The organism is Nonomuraea sp. NPDC047529 (assembly GCF_040642995.1).
In the GTDB taxonomy this organism is placed as follows: domain Bacteria; phylum Actinomycetota; class Actinomycetes; order Streptosporangiales; family Streptosporangiaceae; genus Nonomuraea.
Genome location: NZ_JBEYTJ010000019.1, coordinates 76,185 through 89,821 on the forward strand (window position 1 = coordinate 76,185; position 13,637 = coordinate 89,821).

The window sequence follows — 13,637 nt, forward strand, 5'->3', positions numbered from 1 at the left end:
GATGTCCTGCCCTCCGCCGGTGGCCTAGCGTGGTGGGGTGCGCAGGAAGTCCGGTTTCGACCCTTATCTCGCCCTGATCGTGGCGGTCGCCCAGTTGGTGATCGCCCAAGGCGCGACGTGGGGCCAGCGTCTCCTCAGGGAGCAGCTCGACCCGTACGCGTACGCGTTGCTGCTGATCGGGCCGCTGGCCATCCTCTTCCGCAGGCGGTTCCCGCTGCTGACGGTCTCCGTCGCGCTCGCCGCGATGGACCTGTTCCTCATCGGCGGCTACGCCTACGGCCCCGCCTTCCTCAGCCCGGGCGTCCTGCTGTTCCTCCTGGTCACCGGGGGCAGACGGCTGATGGCCTGGACGATGGCGACCATGACGGTGACCTCGCTCCTCAGCTACGCCTGGTGGGTGGGCAACCGCGACCTGTTCCACAGCCTGTCGATCCTGGCCTTCATCCTGCTGTTCATGGTCGTGGCCGAGCTGGTCAGGATCGTCAGGGAACGCCGGGCCGAGCGCGAGCGCATCCTTGAGGAGGAGGCCCGGCGGCAGGCCAGCGAGGAGCGCCTGACCATGGCCCAGGAGCTGCACGACGTGCTCGCGCACAACATCTCGCTCATCCACGTGCAGGCCAGCACCGCGTTGCACCTCATCGACGCCAACCCCGAGCAGGCCCGCTCGGCCCTGGCCACGATCAAGACGGCGTCCAAGGAGGTGCTGGGCGAGATGCGCTCGGTGCTCAACGTGCTGCGCGAGGGCGCTCCGCGTTCCCCGACGGCCGGGCTCGACCGCCTCGACGACCTCGTCCAGCGTTCGGGGATGGAGGTCTCGCTCAGGCGGGTGGGCTCGCGGCCGCTGCCGCCGCAGGTCGAGCGGGCCGCGTACCGGATCGTGCAGGAGTCGCTCACCAACGCCGCCCGCCACGCGCCCGGCTCGCGGGTGACGGTGCGCCTGGAGTACGGCGCGGCGCAGCTCGTCATCGCGGTCGCCGACACGGGGGCGACGACCCCCGCCGTGCTGTCGGAGGAGGGCAGCGGCAACGGCATCCCCGGCATGCGCGAACGCGCCTCCGCCCTGGGCGGCACGCTCGTCGCCGGCCCGTCGGGCGACGGCTTCCAGGTCGAGGCCCGTCTGCCCCTACCCGAGGAGAACCCAACGTGATCAAGGTGTTGCTCGCCGACGACCAGGCGCTGGTCCGCGCGGGCTTCAAGGCGTTGCTGGACGCCCAGCCCGACATGACCGTGGTGGCCGAGGCGGCCGACGGCGCGGAGGCGGTGCGCCTGGCCGGCGAGCACGCCCCGGACGTCGTGCTGATGGACATCCGCATGCCCGGCACCGACGGCCTGACCGCCACCCGCCTGATGCCGCCCGGCCCGCACATCATCATCCTGACCACGTTCGAGCTGGACGAGTACGTCTTCGAGGCCCTGCGCGGCGGCGCGTCCGGCTTCCTGGTCAAGGACACCGAGCCGGCCGAGCTCATCCAGGCCGTACGGGTGGTGGCGGCGGGCGAGGCGCTGCTGTCGCCGAGCGTGACCCGGCGGCTGATCGCCGAGTACGCCTCGCGCGCCAAGGAACCGGTCGCCACGCAGGGCCTCGACCAGCTCACCGACCGCGAGCGCGAGGTGCTCTCCCTGGTCGGCACGGGCATGACCAACGACGAGATCGCCGCCAAGCTGTTCATGTCGCCGGCCACCGCCAAGACCCACGTCAGCCGGGCCATGATGAAGCTGCACGCCCGCGACCGCGCGCAGCTCGTGGTCATCGCCTACGAGTCGGGCCTGGTCAAGCCGGGGTGGCTCTGACGGCGGGCGGCTCCGCGCCGAACCACGCCCGCGCGGCCCCGGCCAGGCCGTCGGTGCCGGCCCAGGCCACGTACCCGTCGGGGCGGATCAGCAGCACGTCGGCGGGCGGCTCGGCGCACCGCGCCCTGACCACGTCGATCCAGCCGCCGCCGGGTGACGCCGGGCCGGTCTCGTCGCGGAGGTCGAGGAGCACCGGCCGCCCGGCGCGCATCAGTTCGGCCACCCGCCGCTCCCCTTCCGCCGTGCTCAGCCGCAGGTCGGGGACGAACCGGCCGACGAGCGGATGCGGGTGCTCCGGGCCGGGCGGATAGCGGGTGTCGGAGCCGTGCAGGATCGCGGCGAGGTGGCGCAGCGGCTGCTCGTGGGCGAACAGCTCGGCGAGCAGCCCGCGCAGGGCGTCGCCGTCCTCGCCGGGGGCCCGTTCCAGCGCCGCCTGGGCCCGGGTCTGCGCCAGCGCCCGCCCGGCCACCGGACGGCGTTCCTCCTCGTAGGTGTCCAGCAGGCCCTCGGGCACCCGTCCGAGCAGCACGGCGGCCAGCTTCCAGGCCAGGTTGACCGCCTCCGTCATGCCGACGTTGAGCGCCGTCCCGCCCGCCGGGAACAGGTGGGCGGCGTCCCCGGCCAGGAACACCCGGCCGGCCCGATAGCGGTCGGCGAGCCGGGCCTGCGCGACCGTGCCGGACAGCCAGAGCGGCTCCCCGAGCGGCAGGTCCCGCCCGATCACGCGGCGCACGGCGGCGCGGAAGTCCTCCGGCGTGACCGGGCCCTCGGGCGCCGCGCCGCGCTCGCGCACGCCCGCGACGAGCACGCCGGGCCGGAGCGAGGTGAGCAGCAGGCGGCCGGCGGGGGTGCGGTTCCATCCCGGTCCCAGGCCCTCGGCCCGCGGCGCCTCGAACGGGCCCTGCCCGTCCCAGGCGAAGTGGCCGAGCCGCAGCACCTCGTCGTCGGTGGTGCCGGGGAAGCCGATGCCCGTCAGCGCGCGCACGGTGCTGTGCCCGCCGTCGCAGCCCACCGCGTAGCGGGCGCGGGCCCGGCCGGTGGACAGCTCCAGCGTGACGCCCTCCTCGTCCTGGACGAGCCCGAGCACCTCGTGGCCCCGCCTGATCTCGGCTCCGAGCTGTCCGGCCCGCTCGGCCAGCAGCCGTTCCAGCCGCGGCTGCTGGATCAGCAGCAGCCGCAGCGGCATGTCGTCGTGCCCGGCGAACCGCAGCGGCACCTGCCCGAACGGGAACCCCGGCGCGGGGCCCGCGAAGCCGCTGCCCTCGGAGAGGGGGCCGAGCAGGCCGCGGTGGTCGAGCAGCTCGACGATCTGGCCCGCGAGCCCGTTCGCCTTGGGCAGTTCGCTCGGTTCAGGGCGTTTGTCCAGCACGATCGGGCGTAATCCGGCCAGGGCCAGTTCGCCCGCGAGCATGAGCCCGACCGGGCCCGCTCCCACGATCATCACGTCGTCCATGCCTGTCAGGCTAGGTTGACAAACACCCGTCTGTCAATCTAGCCTGACGGCGTGGACATGGAAGAGCTGTCTCAACGCATCAGGTCGAACGACCCCGCCCTCGGCCTGCGGGCCGTGGGCGCGCTGCACCGGCTGGCCGAGCAGGTCGAGGCGACGTCGGTGGCGCTGGCCAGGGAACAGGGCTGGACCTGGGAGCAGATCGGCGACGCGCTCGGCATGTCGCGGCAGTCCGTGCACGCCCGATACGGAAAGTGAGGATCGCCATGTTCGGCAAGGAGAAGAGCCCGTTCGCGGCCGTCGTCAGCGCGGCGCTCGACGAGGCCAGGCAGCGCGGCGACCGGCGGCTCGGCACCGAGCACCTGCTGCTCGGCCTGCTGCACGACCCCGCCGCCGAGCCGGCGCGGGCGCTCGGCGTGGACCTGGCGGAGGCGCGGGCCGCGCTCGACGAGCTCGACCGGGAGGCGCTGCGCTCGATCGGCCTCGACCTCGGCCAGGCACCGCGCGCGACGCCGCGCCGGCACCCGCCGATCCCCGGCACCTCGCTCACGTCGAGCGCCCGCGCGGTGGTCAACGCCGCCATCGGCGCCACGCGGCGCAAGACCAGGCAGGAGGTTCCCCGGCACCTCCTGCTCGCCCTGCTGGAGCGGGACCGCCACGACCCGGTGGCCGGGCTGATCGACCAGCTCGGCGTCGACCGCGCCGCCGTGCGCGCCCGCATCGCCTGATCCGCGACACGGGAGAAATCCGGTTGAAGCCACCCCCCGGGCGCTGACATGGTCGGAGGATGCGGCGTACGTACGATGACCTGGTCGAAGAGGCCGACACCGTGTCCGTGGACGGCTGGGACTTCTCCTGGCTGGAGGGCAGGGCCACCGAGGAACGGCCCTCATGGGGCTACTCCCGCCTGCTGGCCGGGCGGATGGCGGCGGCCGAGGCGGCGCTCGACGTCCAGACCGGCGGCGGCGAGATCCTGGCCGGGCTGCCCACACTGCCGAAGGTGACGGTGGCGACCGAGTCGTGGCCGCCCAACCTGGCGCTGGCCGCCGCCCGGCTGCGCCCGCGCGGGGCGCGGGTGGTGGCCGACGACGACGAGCCGCGCCTGCCGTTCCGCGGCGGCGTCTTCGACCTGGTGGTCAGCCGCCATCCGGTGGAGACCTGGTGGGCGGAGATCGCCAGGGTGCTGCGTCCCGGGGGCGCGTACTTCTCGCAGCAGGTCGGCCCGCGCAGCGTGTTCGAGCTGACCGAGTTCTTCATGGGCCCGCAGGACGGCTCGGCCCGCGACCCGCGCCAGGCCGTGGCGGAGGCGGAGGCGGCCGGGCTCGAAGTGGCCGACCTGCGGGTCGAGCGGCTGCGGATGGAGTTCCGCGACATCGGCGCGGTGATCTACTTCCTGCGCAAGGTGATCTGGATCGTGCCGGGCTTCTCGGTCGGCCGCTACGGCGCCAAGTTGCGCGAGCTGCACGAGCTCATCGAGGCCGAAGGGCCGTTCGTCGCCTATTCGTCCAGGTTCCTCATCGAGGCCCGGCGTCCCGGCGTACCGACGTCCGGGGCGTGATTGCGGGCGCAACCACCTAAACATCACTAAGGGTACAAGAACTGTCACTGGCCGCATCCGGCGTGCCGCGTTACGTTTCTCCCAGAGCTTCGCGAGAGAGCCGGGAGGGGCTGAACGTGGAGGCCGTCACCCTGTTCGCCGGGGGCGTGGCCGCCGGGCTGGTGGGCGGCACCGCGTCCTGCACCGCCGCGCAGGGCGGGCTGCTGGTGGGCCTGGTCGGCCGGCGTCCCGGAGGCGACCCCGCGCTGGTGGCCTGGTTCCTGGGCGGCCGGTTGGCCTCGTACACGCTGGTGGGGGCGTTGCTCGGGCTGCTCGGCTCGGCCGTCGGCCTGCCGCCGCGGGCGCGGGCCCTGCTCCTGGTCGCGGCGGGCTGCGCGGTGATCGGGTTCGCGATCCGGCTCCTGCGCGGCGGGGGCCACGCCTGCGCCGAGCCCGTCCGGACGTCCGGTTACAGGGCGCCGCTGCTGGGCGCGGCCACCGTCCTGGTGCCCTGCGGGGTGACGCTCGGCATGGAGATGCTCGCCGTGTCCAGCGGCTCGCCGCTGTCGGGCGCGGCGGCCATGGCGGGCTTCGTGCTCGGCACCGCGCCCGCGTTCGCGCTGCTCGGGTACGTGCTGCGGCGGATCTCCCGCACCAGGCTGGCCCGGCTCGCCGGGGTCGTCGCCATGGCCGCCGGGCTCTGGACCGTCGTGGCCGGGCTCAACCTGGGCGGCTGGACGGGGGACGCCGCACCGGCCGCCGCCGGGCCCGCCGCCCAGATCGTCACGGTCTTCGCCACCCGCGACGGCTACCGGCCCGCCACCGTGTCCGCCCGCGCGAACGTACCGGTCGAGGTCATCTTCAAACTGGTCGATCCGGGCTGCACGAGCACGGTCACCATCGACGGGCGCGACGTGGCCCTGCCCGCCACCGTACGGCTGCCGCCCCACCCCCCCGGCTCGCTGCGTTACGTGTGCGGGATGGGGATGTATTCGGGGTTCATCAGGTTCTCCTAGGCCCGTTGTCGGCGATTACGGTTCGCGATCGTATGATCACGTGCCAGTCTGTCGCCATGGCCTGGTGGCAGGGAGAGGTGGCGACACCGGCCGTTCCGGCGCCACGGGCGGGGGACGAGCCGGAGCTGCTGGCGGCCGCGCGGCAGGGCGACGCCCAGGCGGCCCACCGGCTCGGCAAGCTCTACGCCCAGCACGGCGACCGCGCGGCGGCCCGGCTCTGGTGGGAGCTGGCCGCCTCGGGAGGCAACGTCGACAGCGCCTACAACCTGGGCGTCTGGCACGAGAAGCACGGCAGCCTGGAGGAGGCGGTCGGCTGGTACGAGACCGCCGCGGCCACCGGCGACGCCGAGGCCGCCGCCAACCTGGCCACGCTCCTGCTCGAACAGCGCGGCGACGCCGGGGCCGCCAGGGCCTGGTTCGAGCGCTCGGCCCTGGCCGGGTCGCGCACCGCGGCGCGCCGGCTGGCGCTGCTGTGCGAGGACACCGGCGAGACCGGCGTGGCCCGTGAGTGGCACCGCAGGGCGGCCGACGAGGGCGACATGACCTCGGCCCACGACCTCGGCTTCCTGGCCTACTCCGCCGGCGAGGACGAGGAGACCGTGCGCTGGTGGGAGTACGCCGCCAGGGGCGGCCACGCCGACTCCGCCCACTGCATGGGCCTCTACCTGCACGCCAGCCGCGACCCCGAGGGCGCCGAGGCCTACTACCGGCTGGCCGCCAAGAACGAGCACCCGGGCGCCGCCTCCCGCCTCGGCGCCATCGCCCTGTCCTGCGGCGACCTGCGCACGGCCCGCGCCTGGTACGAGCGGGCGGCCGCGGCCGGGCGGCTGGAGGACCAGCGCATGGCCGGGTTCGTCTGCGTGGAGCTCGGCGACACCCCGGCCGCCAGCCACTGGTTCGGCAGGGCGGCTGCGGGCGGCGACGCCGAATCTGCCTTCAACTACGGCCTGCTGCTGATCGCCGAGTTCGGCGACCTGGCCGGCGGCCGCCACTGGTTCCGCCAGGCCGCGCGGGCGGGCCACCACGGCGCGGCGGTCGAGCTGGGCGGGCTGCTGACGGTCGCCGGCGAGCTGGGCGAGGCCGAGGAGTGGCTGGCCGACCCGCCGCCGCCGGCGTGGGCGCGCACCGCCGAGCCGGAGCTGGCCGCCCGCGCCGAGCTGGCGGCCGCGGCCACGGGCCGCCGGGGCGGCGTGCCGTTGTCCGTGCCGGACCTGACCGAGGTCCTGGGCACCTGGGACCTGGTGACCAGGCCGCTGCACGACCACTCCGACGTGATCGGCTGGCTGGTCGAGCGGAGCGGGGTGCACCGCAGCGCGGTCGAGCACCTGGCGTCGGTGCGCGGCACGCTGCTGCGTCCCGGCAGCGCGCCGTGGCCGGGCACGGGCGAGATCCACCACGTCCTGGCCACCGCGCGCGACCTGCGCCGCCGCCTGGGAGTGAGTTAGGGGCGCGACCTCGCGCCGCGCCCCTTCAGAGGTTTCAGAGCACGTCGGCGACCGGCGTGTACGCCAGCCCCAGCGCCTGGGCGACCGGCTCGTTGGTGAGCTGGCCGTCATGGGTGTTCAGACCGCCCGCGAGGCCCTGGTCGGCCTTCAGCGCGTCACGCCAGCCCAGGTTGGCCAGCTTGACCGCGTACGGGAGCGTCGCGTTGGTCAGGGCGTAGGTGGAGGTGTTGGCCACCGAGCCGGGCATGTTCGCCACGCAGTAGAAGATCGACTCGTGCACCTTGTACGTCGGCTCGGCGTGCGTGGTCGGCCGCGAGTCCTCGAAGCAGCCGCCCTGGTCGATGGCGATGTCCACGAGCACCGAGCCCGGCTTCATCCGTGAGACCAGGTCGTTGGAGACCAGCGTCGGGGCCTTGGCGCCGGGGATCAGCACCGCGCCGATGACCAGGTCGGCCTGGAGGACCTCCCGCTCGATCGCGTACGAGGTGGACACGAGGGTCTTGAGCCGGCCCTGGTAGATGGCGTCGATCTGGCGGAGCCGGTCGATGTTGGTGTCGAGCACGGTCACGTCCGCGCCCATGCCGACGGCGATCTGGGCGGCGTTCAGGCCCGAGACGCCGCCGCCGATGACGACGATCCTGGCCGGGGCCACGCCGGGCACGCCGCCGGGCAGGACGCCGCGGCCGCCGTTGAAGCGCATGAGGTTGTAGGCGCCCACCTGCGGCGCGAGCCGGCCCGCGACCTCCGACATCGGGGCGAGCAGCGGCAGCGTGTGGCCCACCTGCACGGTCTCGTACGCGATGCCGGTCGTCCTGGCGGCGAGCAGGGCGTCGGTGCACGGCCGTGAGGCGGCCAGGTGCAGGTAGGTGAACAGGACCAGGCCCTCGCGCAGGCGGTGGTACTCCTCCGCGATGGGCTCCTTGACCTTGAGGACCATGTCCGCCCTGGCCCATACGGCGTCGGCGTTGTCGAGGATCTTCGCGCCCGCGGCGAGGTATTCCTCGTCAGTGATGTGTGAGCCGAGGCCGGCACCCCGCTGGACGGTGACGTCGTGACCGTTCCGCACCAGCTCGTGAACACCGGCGGGGGTGACCGCCACACGGTATTCGTGGTTCTTGACCTCGGCAGGGACGCCGATCTTCATCGTAGGGATCCTTTCGGAGACCGCGGCACTTCGTCGTACCGGGTGGGGAGGGTGTTAGAGGCGCGCCCACGCTTCCGAGAGCACGCCCCTCAGGATGGATCCGATCTCGTCGAACTCCCTTGGCCCCGCGATCAGCGGGGGCGCGAGCTGGATCACGGGGTCTCCGCGGTCGTCGGCCCGGCAGTAGAGTCCGGCGTCGAACAGCGCCTTGGACAGGAACCCGCGCAGCAACCGCTCGGACTCCTCGGCGTTGAACGTCTCCTTGGTGGCCTTGTCCTTGACCAGCTCGATGCCCCAGAAGTAGCCCGAGCCCCGCACGTCGCCGACGATCGGCAGGTCGCGCAGGTCGTCGAGGGCCGCCTGGAAGAGGGGTTCGTTCTTGGTGACGTGGCCGAGCAGGTCCTCGCGCTCGAAGATGTCGAGGTTGGCGAGGGCCACGGCGGCGGACACGGGGTGGCCGCCGAAGGTGTAGCCGTGGGCGAACATGGTGTCGCCCTCCTTGAACGGCTCGAACAGCCGCTCGTGCGCGATCATCGCGCCGATGGGCGAGTAGCCGCTGGTCAGGCCCTTGGCGCAGGTGATGATGTCGGGCACGTAGTCGAACTTCTGGCCGCCGAACATGGTGCCGAGGCGGCCGAAGGCGCAGATGACCTCGTCGGAGACGAGCAGCACGTCGTACTCGTCGCAGATCTCGCGCAGGCGCTGGAAGTAGCCGGGGGGCGGCGGGAAGCAGCCGCCGGCGTTCTGGACGGGCTCGGCGAAGACGGCGGCCACGGTGTCGGGGCCCTCCATCTCGATGGCGCGGGCCACGCGGTCGGCCGCCCAGATGCCGTATTCCTCCGGCGACATGCCGGGAACGCCGCTGATTTCGTCGGCGCGGTAGTAGTTCGTGTTCGGAACGCGCACCGAACCGGGCACGAGAGGCTCGAACATCTGCTTGAACGCCGGGATGCCGGTGATCGACAGGGCGCCCTGCGGGGTGCCGTGGTAGGCGATCTGGCGGCTGATGACCTTGTGCTTGAGCGGCTTGCCGACGAGCTTGTAGTACTGCTTGGCCAGCTTCCACGCGGTCTCGACGGCCTCGCCGCCGCCGGTGGTGAAGAAGACCCGGTTCAGCTCGCCCGGCGCCTGGGCGGCCAGGCGGGCGGCCAGCTCGGCCGCCTTGGGGTGCGCGTAGGACCACAGGGGGAAGAAGGCCAGCTCCTGCGCCTGCTTGGCGGCGGCCTCGGCCAGCTCGCCACGCCCGTGCCCGACCTGGACGACGAACAGCCCGGCCAGGCCGTCGAGGTAACGCTTGCCGTGAATGTCGTAGATGTAGGACCCCTCACCGCGCACGATGGTCGGGATCTCGTTCTTCTGGTAGGCGCTGTGCCTCGTGAAGTGCAACCACAGGTTGTCCTGCGCGGCCTTCAGGACGTCGTTTTCCGGCTGCGTCATGGTTATCTTCCCTTGTGTCGAACTCCCCACAGTCTGCATCTTCACCTGCGGTTTGCCAAGCGAATCGGTCGCAGCACTATGCAAGAAAATCGAGATCCGCAGAACCGTTGTGTAACAGCAACGAAATCCGCAGGTAGATTAACGCGCGGGTCATGCCTGTTTCCGTACTGTGGAACGTTCTGTGATCCAATGAGACCAAACTGTCGAGAACGACCCCCGGGGGACCGTCCCGTGACTCCTGACCAGATCGAGAGCGCTGTCGCCGCCGCGATGCCCCAGGCCATCGAGGAGCTCAAGCGGCTCGCCGCCATTCCTTCCGTGGCCTTTCCGGGACACCCCGACCAGCCGGTCCTCGCCGCCGCGTCGGTGACGGAGGAGCTCGTCCGCTCGGCCGGCCTGCCGCACGTCCAGCAGGTCGCCGTCGAGGGCAGCTTCCCCGCGATCTACGGCGAGGCCCCCGCCCCTCCCGGCGCGCCCACGGTCCTGCTCTACGCGCACTACGACGTGCAGCCGGCCGGCGACCTGGCCGCCTGGCGCACGCCGCCGTTCGAGCCGACCCTGATCGACGGCAAGCTGTACGGCCGAGGCTGCGCGGACGACAAGTCAGGCATCATCTCGCACGTCACCGCCCTGCGTGCCTTCCAGGGCCGGTTCCCAGTGGGCATCAAGGTCATCATCGAGGGCCAGGAGGAGTACGCGGGCGAGCGCCTGGAGTCCTTCGTCGAGCGCAACCCCGACCTGCTGCGCGCCGACGCGATCGTGGTGGCCGACAGCGGCAACCCGCGCGTCGGCGACCCGGCGATCACGACGTCGCTGCGCGGCATGGCGGCCTTCACCATCGAGGTGCGCACGCTGCGCGAGGCCGTCCACAGCGGCTCGTTCGGCGGCGCCGCCCCCGACGCGCTGGCCGCCCTCATGCGCATGCTGACCGCGCTGCACGACGAGAACGGCGACATCCGCGTCCCCGGCCTGCCGCGCGGCAGCTTCCTCGGCCAGGGCCCGTCGGAGGAGGAGTTCAGGAAGACCGCCGGCGTGGCGGACGGCGTGTCGCTGGTCGGGTCCGGCTCGCTGGCCGACCGGCTGTGGGCGTCGTACGCCATCACCGTCACGGGCCTCGACGTGCCGAGCGTGTCGGGCGCCGTGAACGCGGTCCAGCCCGCGGCGCGGGCCAGGGTGACCGTCCGGATTCCTCCGTCCGGCGACCCCAAGACCACGGTCAACGCCGTGGTGGAGTTCCTGCGCCAGGTGGCGCCGTGGGGCGTGCAGGTGTCGTTCGGCGACTTCACCGTCGGGTCCGGCTTCCAGGCCGACTCCGGCGGCAAGGCTCGCGCGGCGCTCAACCGGGCGATGGAGCGCGCCTTCGGCCGCCCGCCGCGCGACGTGGGCGCGGGCGGCTCGATCCCGCTGGTGAACACGCTGCTCAAGCAGTACCCGGCGGCCGAGATCCTGCTGTTCGGCGCCGAGGACGAGGACGCCGCCATCCACGCCCCGAACGAGCGGGTCGACCTCGACGAGCTGCGCCGCGTGGCCACCGCCGAGGCGCTGTTCCTGCAGGAGCTGAGCCTGCCGTCGGCGCTCGGCGTCTGAGCCGGAAAACGCGTTGCCCTTCCGGGGCCCGGTTCGCCAGACTGCACGGCGTTCACCGGAGTCCGTCAGGAAGGGCGGCGCATGTTGACCGACGAGCAGGTCGAGTCGTTCGTCGAGGACGGCTTCGTCCGGTTGCCCGGCGCGGTTCCCCGGGAGACGGTCGACCAGTGCCGGGCCGAGCCTGCGCTCGCGCGGCCGTGCCCTGCTCATGCTGTTCCTGTTCTCCGAGGTCGGCCCGGACGACGCCCCCACCCGGGTACGGGTCGGCTCACATCTGGACGTGCCCGCTCTGCTCGCCGGTTCCGGGGACGAAGGGCGTGAATGGTTCCCGCTGTGCGGGGAGGCGGTGCCGCTCAGCGAGGGGCGCAGGGAGGTCACCGTCACCGGCTCGGCGGGGGACGTCTACCTGTGCCACCCGTTCCTGATCCACGCCGCCCAGCCGCATCGCGGCAGCGTGCCGCGCTTCATGGCCCAGCCGCCGCTGGTGCCGACCGGCCTGCTCGACCTCACCGGCACCGCCCCCACCCCGGTGGAACGCGCGGTCCTGAAGGGCCTGAACGGCCTGAACGGCGGCTGATCCCGGCGGGAGGGTCAGGCGTGGCGGTCCACCAGGCGGGGGCCCTTGGCCGCGCCGCGGCACACCAGGCGCAGCCCGGTCTCCACGAGGGCCCAGCCGAGCCGCCGTTCCCAGGAGCGGGCGCCCCTTCCGCGGCGCGCCCGCCACGCCCGTCGGGGGGTCCGGGCCGCGGCGCGCAACTCCTGGCCGCGTACCTGCTCTACAAGTAGGTATAAGTCGGGATACATCCTGCTCTCTCCTCACGTCGTGAACGGGAACCCGTACAGGTGCACGGCGACGTTCTCGCGGCCCTTGGCGTCACCCGCCTCGGCGGCCGCCTTGCCGCGGGCCGTCCACCTCAGGACCACGTCGTCGATCTCCTGCCTGAGGCCGCGCAACTCCTCGGCGGTCAGCGTGAGCAGGAACTCCGAGCCGAAGGAGGAGTCCTGCCAGTCCTCGCTCCAGGCCCACTGGGCGTCGAGGTAGCCGTCGTACATCTCGGTGAGCTGGCGGGCGTGCAGGCGTGAGATCGCCTGGTGGGCCACGGCCCCCTCCGGGTTGTCGCGGAAGTCGGAGTTGCGGGTGGAGAAGCTCTCCGCGGACGTCCGCCACCAGCGCTCCCGGCCGTCGCCCCGGCCGCTCTCCGCCTCCTCGATGAGGCCATGGGAGGCGAGTTTGCGCAGGTGGTAGCTGACCAGGGAGACCGCTTCGTCCACCTGCTCGGCGAGCTGCGAGGCCGTCGCCGACCCGGCCACCTTGAGCGCGCGGTACAGCTTCATGCGCAGCGGGTGCGCCAGCGCCTTGAGGGTGCCGACGTCCTGGACGCGCTGCCGCTCGTGCCTTGCCATGCCTTCATCCTAGATGCGAAAGAAAAATTGCGCAATAAAAGTTGCGGACTTCGCTTTTCTGTCTGCCCCGGGGCGTAGAACTACTTCCGCACCACCGACGAAGGGAGCAAGAGTATGAGCGAGGCGCCCCAGGGCCGTCCGGCCACGTTCGCGCTGATCCACGGCGGCGGCAGCTCGGCATGGGACTGGCACCTGGTCGAGGCCGAGCTGCGCGCCAGGGGCCACCGCACGGTGGCCGTCGACCTGCCGATCGAGGACGAGTCCGCCGGCCTGGCCGAGTACGCCGACGCCGTGGCGCGGGCCGTCGGCGAGGCGGACGAGCTGGTCGTGGTGGCCCACTCGTGGGGCGGCTTCGTCGCGCCACTGGTCTGCGACCGCCTGCCCGTCAAGCTGCTCGTGCTGGTCACGGCCATGATCCCGGTGCCGGGCGAGCCGCCGGGCGAGTGGTGGGCCAACACCGGCCACCGCAGCGCCGAAGACCTGGACACGATCGCCCAGTTCATGCACGACGTCCCGGCGGAGCTGGCCGCGGAGGAGCTGACCCGGGGGCGTCCACAGGCGGAGAAGTCGTCCGTCGAGCCGTGGCCGGGCGCGGCGTGGCCGGACGTGCCGACGAAATTCCTGCTCTGCCGGGACGACCGGTTCTTCCCGCCCGAGTTCATGCGGCGGGTGGTCCGGGAACGGCTCGGTGTCGTGCCCGACGAGATCGGGGGCAGTCACATGGTCATGCTGTCGCGGCCGAAGGAGCTGGTCGAGCGGTTGGAGGCGTATCTCACAGTGTGACGCACCGCATCACGAGGTAATCTTTTGTACTGACCAGTCAGTT

15 protein-coding genes are annotated in these 13,637 nt (G+C 72.6%); 10 read left to right on the top strand and 5 right to left on the bottom strand.

Annotated elements, in window-relative coordinates:
* Window positions 1-37 precede the first annotated feature (37 nt).
* Together ABZ815_RS27855 and ABZ815_RS27860 are read left to right on the top strand one after the other, a co-directional pair.
* Window positions 38-1,147 carry a sensor histidine kinase gene (locus tag ABZ815_RS27855; RefSeq protein WP_357702883.1) on the top strand — a complete coding sequence of 370 codons (1,110 nt, stop codon included), beginning with the start codon at window positions 38-40 and terminating at the stop codon, window positions 1,145-1,147.
* On the top strand, window positions 1,144-1,791 hold the full coding sequence (locus tag ABZ815_RS27860; RefSeq protein ID WP_357702885.1) for a response regulator transcription factor: 648 nt from the start codon (window positions 1,144-1,146) through the stop codon (window positions 1,789-1,791). Before ABZ815_RS27855 ends, ABZ815_RS27860 begins: the two co-directional genes overlap by 4 nt.
* On the opposite strand, the gene ABZ815_RS27865 is transcribed toward ABZ815_RS27860, so the two are convergent.
* The gene (locus tag ABZ815_RS27865; protein ID WP_357702887.1) at window positions 1,772-3,244 is read right to left on the bottom strand and encodes an FAD-dependent monooxygenase; all 1,473 of its coding nucleotides are present in this window, start codon (window positions 3,242-3,244) and stop codon (window positions 1,772-1,774) included. The two genes, ABZ815_RS27860 and ABZ815_RS27865, sit on opposite strands and share 20 nt — an antisense overlap.
* Window positions 3,245-3,301: 57 nt before the next feature.
* On the opposite strand from ABZ815_RS27865, the gene ABZ815_RS27870 reads away from it, so the two are divergent.
* From ABZ815_RS27870 to ABZ815_RS27890, 5 genes are all read left to right on the top strand, one after another.
* On the top strand, window positions 3,302-3,499 hold the full coding sequence (locus tag ABZ815_RS27870) for a helix-turn-helix domain-containing protein (protein WP_357703066.1): 198 nt from the start codon (window positions 3,302-3,304) through the stop codon (window positions 3,497-3,499).
* Window positions 3,496-3,969: a Clp protease N-terminal domain-containing protein gene (locus ABZ815_RS27875; RefSeq protein WP_357702889.1), complete on the top strand. Its 474-nt coding sequence runs from the start codon at window positions 3,496-3,498 to the stop codon at window positions 3,967-3,969. The genes ABZ815_RS27870 and ABZ815_RS27875 overlap by 4 nt, the downstream gene beginning before the upstream one ends.
* A 59-nt stretch (window positions 3,970-4,028) precedes the next feature.
* Window positions 4,029-4,799, top strand: a complete 771-nt coding sequence (locus ABZ815_RS27880; protein ID WP_357702891.1) for a class I SAM-dependent methyltransferase — start codon at window positions 4,029-4,031, stop codon at window positions 4,797-4,799.
* A 116-nt stretch (window positions 4,800-4,915) separates the two neighbouring features.
* The gene (locus ABZ815_RS27885; RefSeq protein WP_357702892.1) at window positions 4,916-5,794 is read left to right on the top strand and encodes a sulfite exporter TauE/SafE family protein; all 879 of its coding nucleotides are present in this window, start codon (window positions 4,916-4,918) and stop codon (window positions 5,792-5,794) included.
* 56 nt (window positions 5,795-5,850) lie between these two features.
* Complete coding sequence (locus ABZ815_RS27890; protein WP_357702894.1) at window positions 5,851-7,239, top strand: tetratricopeptide repeat protein; 1,389 nt, start codon at window positions 5,851-5,853, stop codon at window positions 7,237-7,239.
* 34 nt (window positions 7,240-7,273) lie between these two features.
* On the opposite strand, the gene ald is transcribed toward ABZ815_RS27890, so the two are convergent.
* Entirely contained in the window at window positions 7,274-8,383 is a 1,110-nt protein-coding gene (gene ald / locus ABZ815_RS27895) for an alanine dehydrogenase (protein ID WP_357702896.1), read from the bottom strand.
* Window positions 8,384-8,437: 54 nt separating this feature from the next.
* Window positions 8,438-9,820 (bottom strand): aspartate aminotransferase family protein, encoded by a 1,383-nt coding sequence (locus ABZ815_RS27900; protein ID WP_357702898.1) that lies wholly within the window; start codon window positions 9,818-9,820, stop codon window positions 8,438-8,440.
* A 231-nt stretch (window positions 9,821-10,051) separates the two neighbouring features.
* Between ABZ815_RS27900 and ABZ815_RS27905 the strand changes: the two genes are divergently transcribed.
* Together ABZ815_RS27905 and ABZ815_RS27910 are read left to right on the top strand one after the other, a co-directional pair.
* Window positions 10,052-11,407, top strand: coding sequence for a dipeptidase (locus ABZ815_RS27905; protein WP_357702900.1), 1,356 nt, complete (start codon window positions 10,052-10,054; stop codon window positions 11,405-11,407).
* 208 nt (window positions 11,408-11,615) lie between these two features.
* Window positions 11,616-11,984, top strand: coding sequence for a phytanoyl-CoA dioxygenase family protein (locus ABZ815_RS27910; protein WP_357702902.1), 369 nt, complete (start codon window positions 11,616-11,618; stop codon window positions 11,982-11,984).
* A 14-nt stretch (window positions 11,985-11,998) separates the two neighbouring features.
* Here ABZ815_RS27910 and ABZ815_RS27915 read toward each other — a convergent pair whose 3' ends face one another.
* Entirely contained in the window at window positions 11,999-12,211 is a 213-nt protein-coding gene (locus ABZ815_RS27915; protein ID WP_357702904.1) for a hypothetical protein, read from the bottom strand.
* 12 nt (window positions 12,212-12,223) lie between these two features.
* Window positions 12,224-12,811, bottom strand: coding sequence for a helix-turn-helix domain-containing protein (locus tag ABZ815_RS27920; protein ID WP_357702906.1), 588 nt, complete (start codon window positions 12,809-12,811; stop codon window positions 12,224-12,226).
* A gap of 114 nt (window positions 12,812-12,925) precedes the next feature.
* On the opposite strand from ABZ815_RS27920, the gene ABZ815_RS27925 reads away from it, so the two are divergent.
* Window positions 12,926-13,594, top strand: coding sequence for an alpha/beta hydrolase (locus tag ABZ815_RS27925; protein WP_357702908.1), 669 nt, complete (start codon window positions 12,926-12,928; stop codon window positions 13,592-13,594).
* Window positions 13,595-13,637 lie beyond the last annotated feature (43 nt).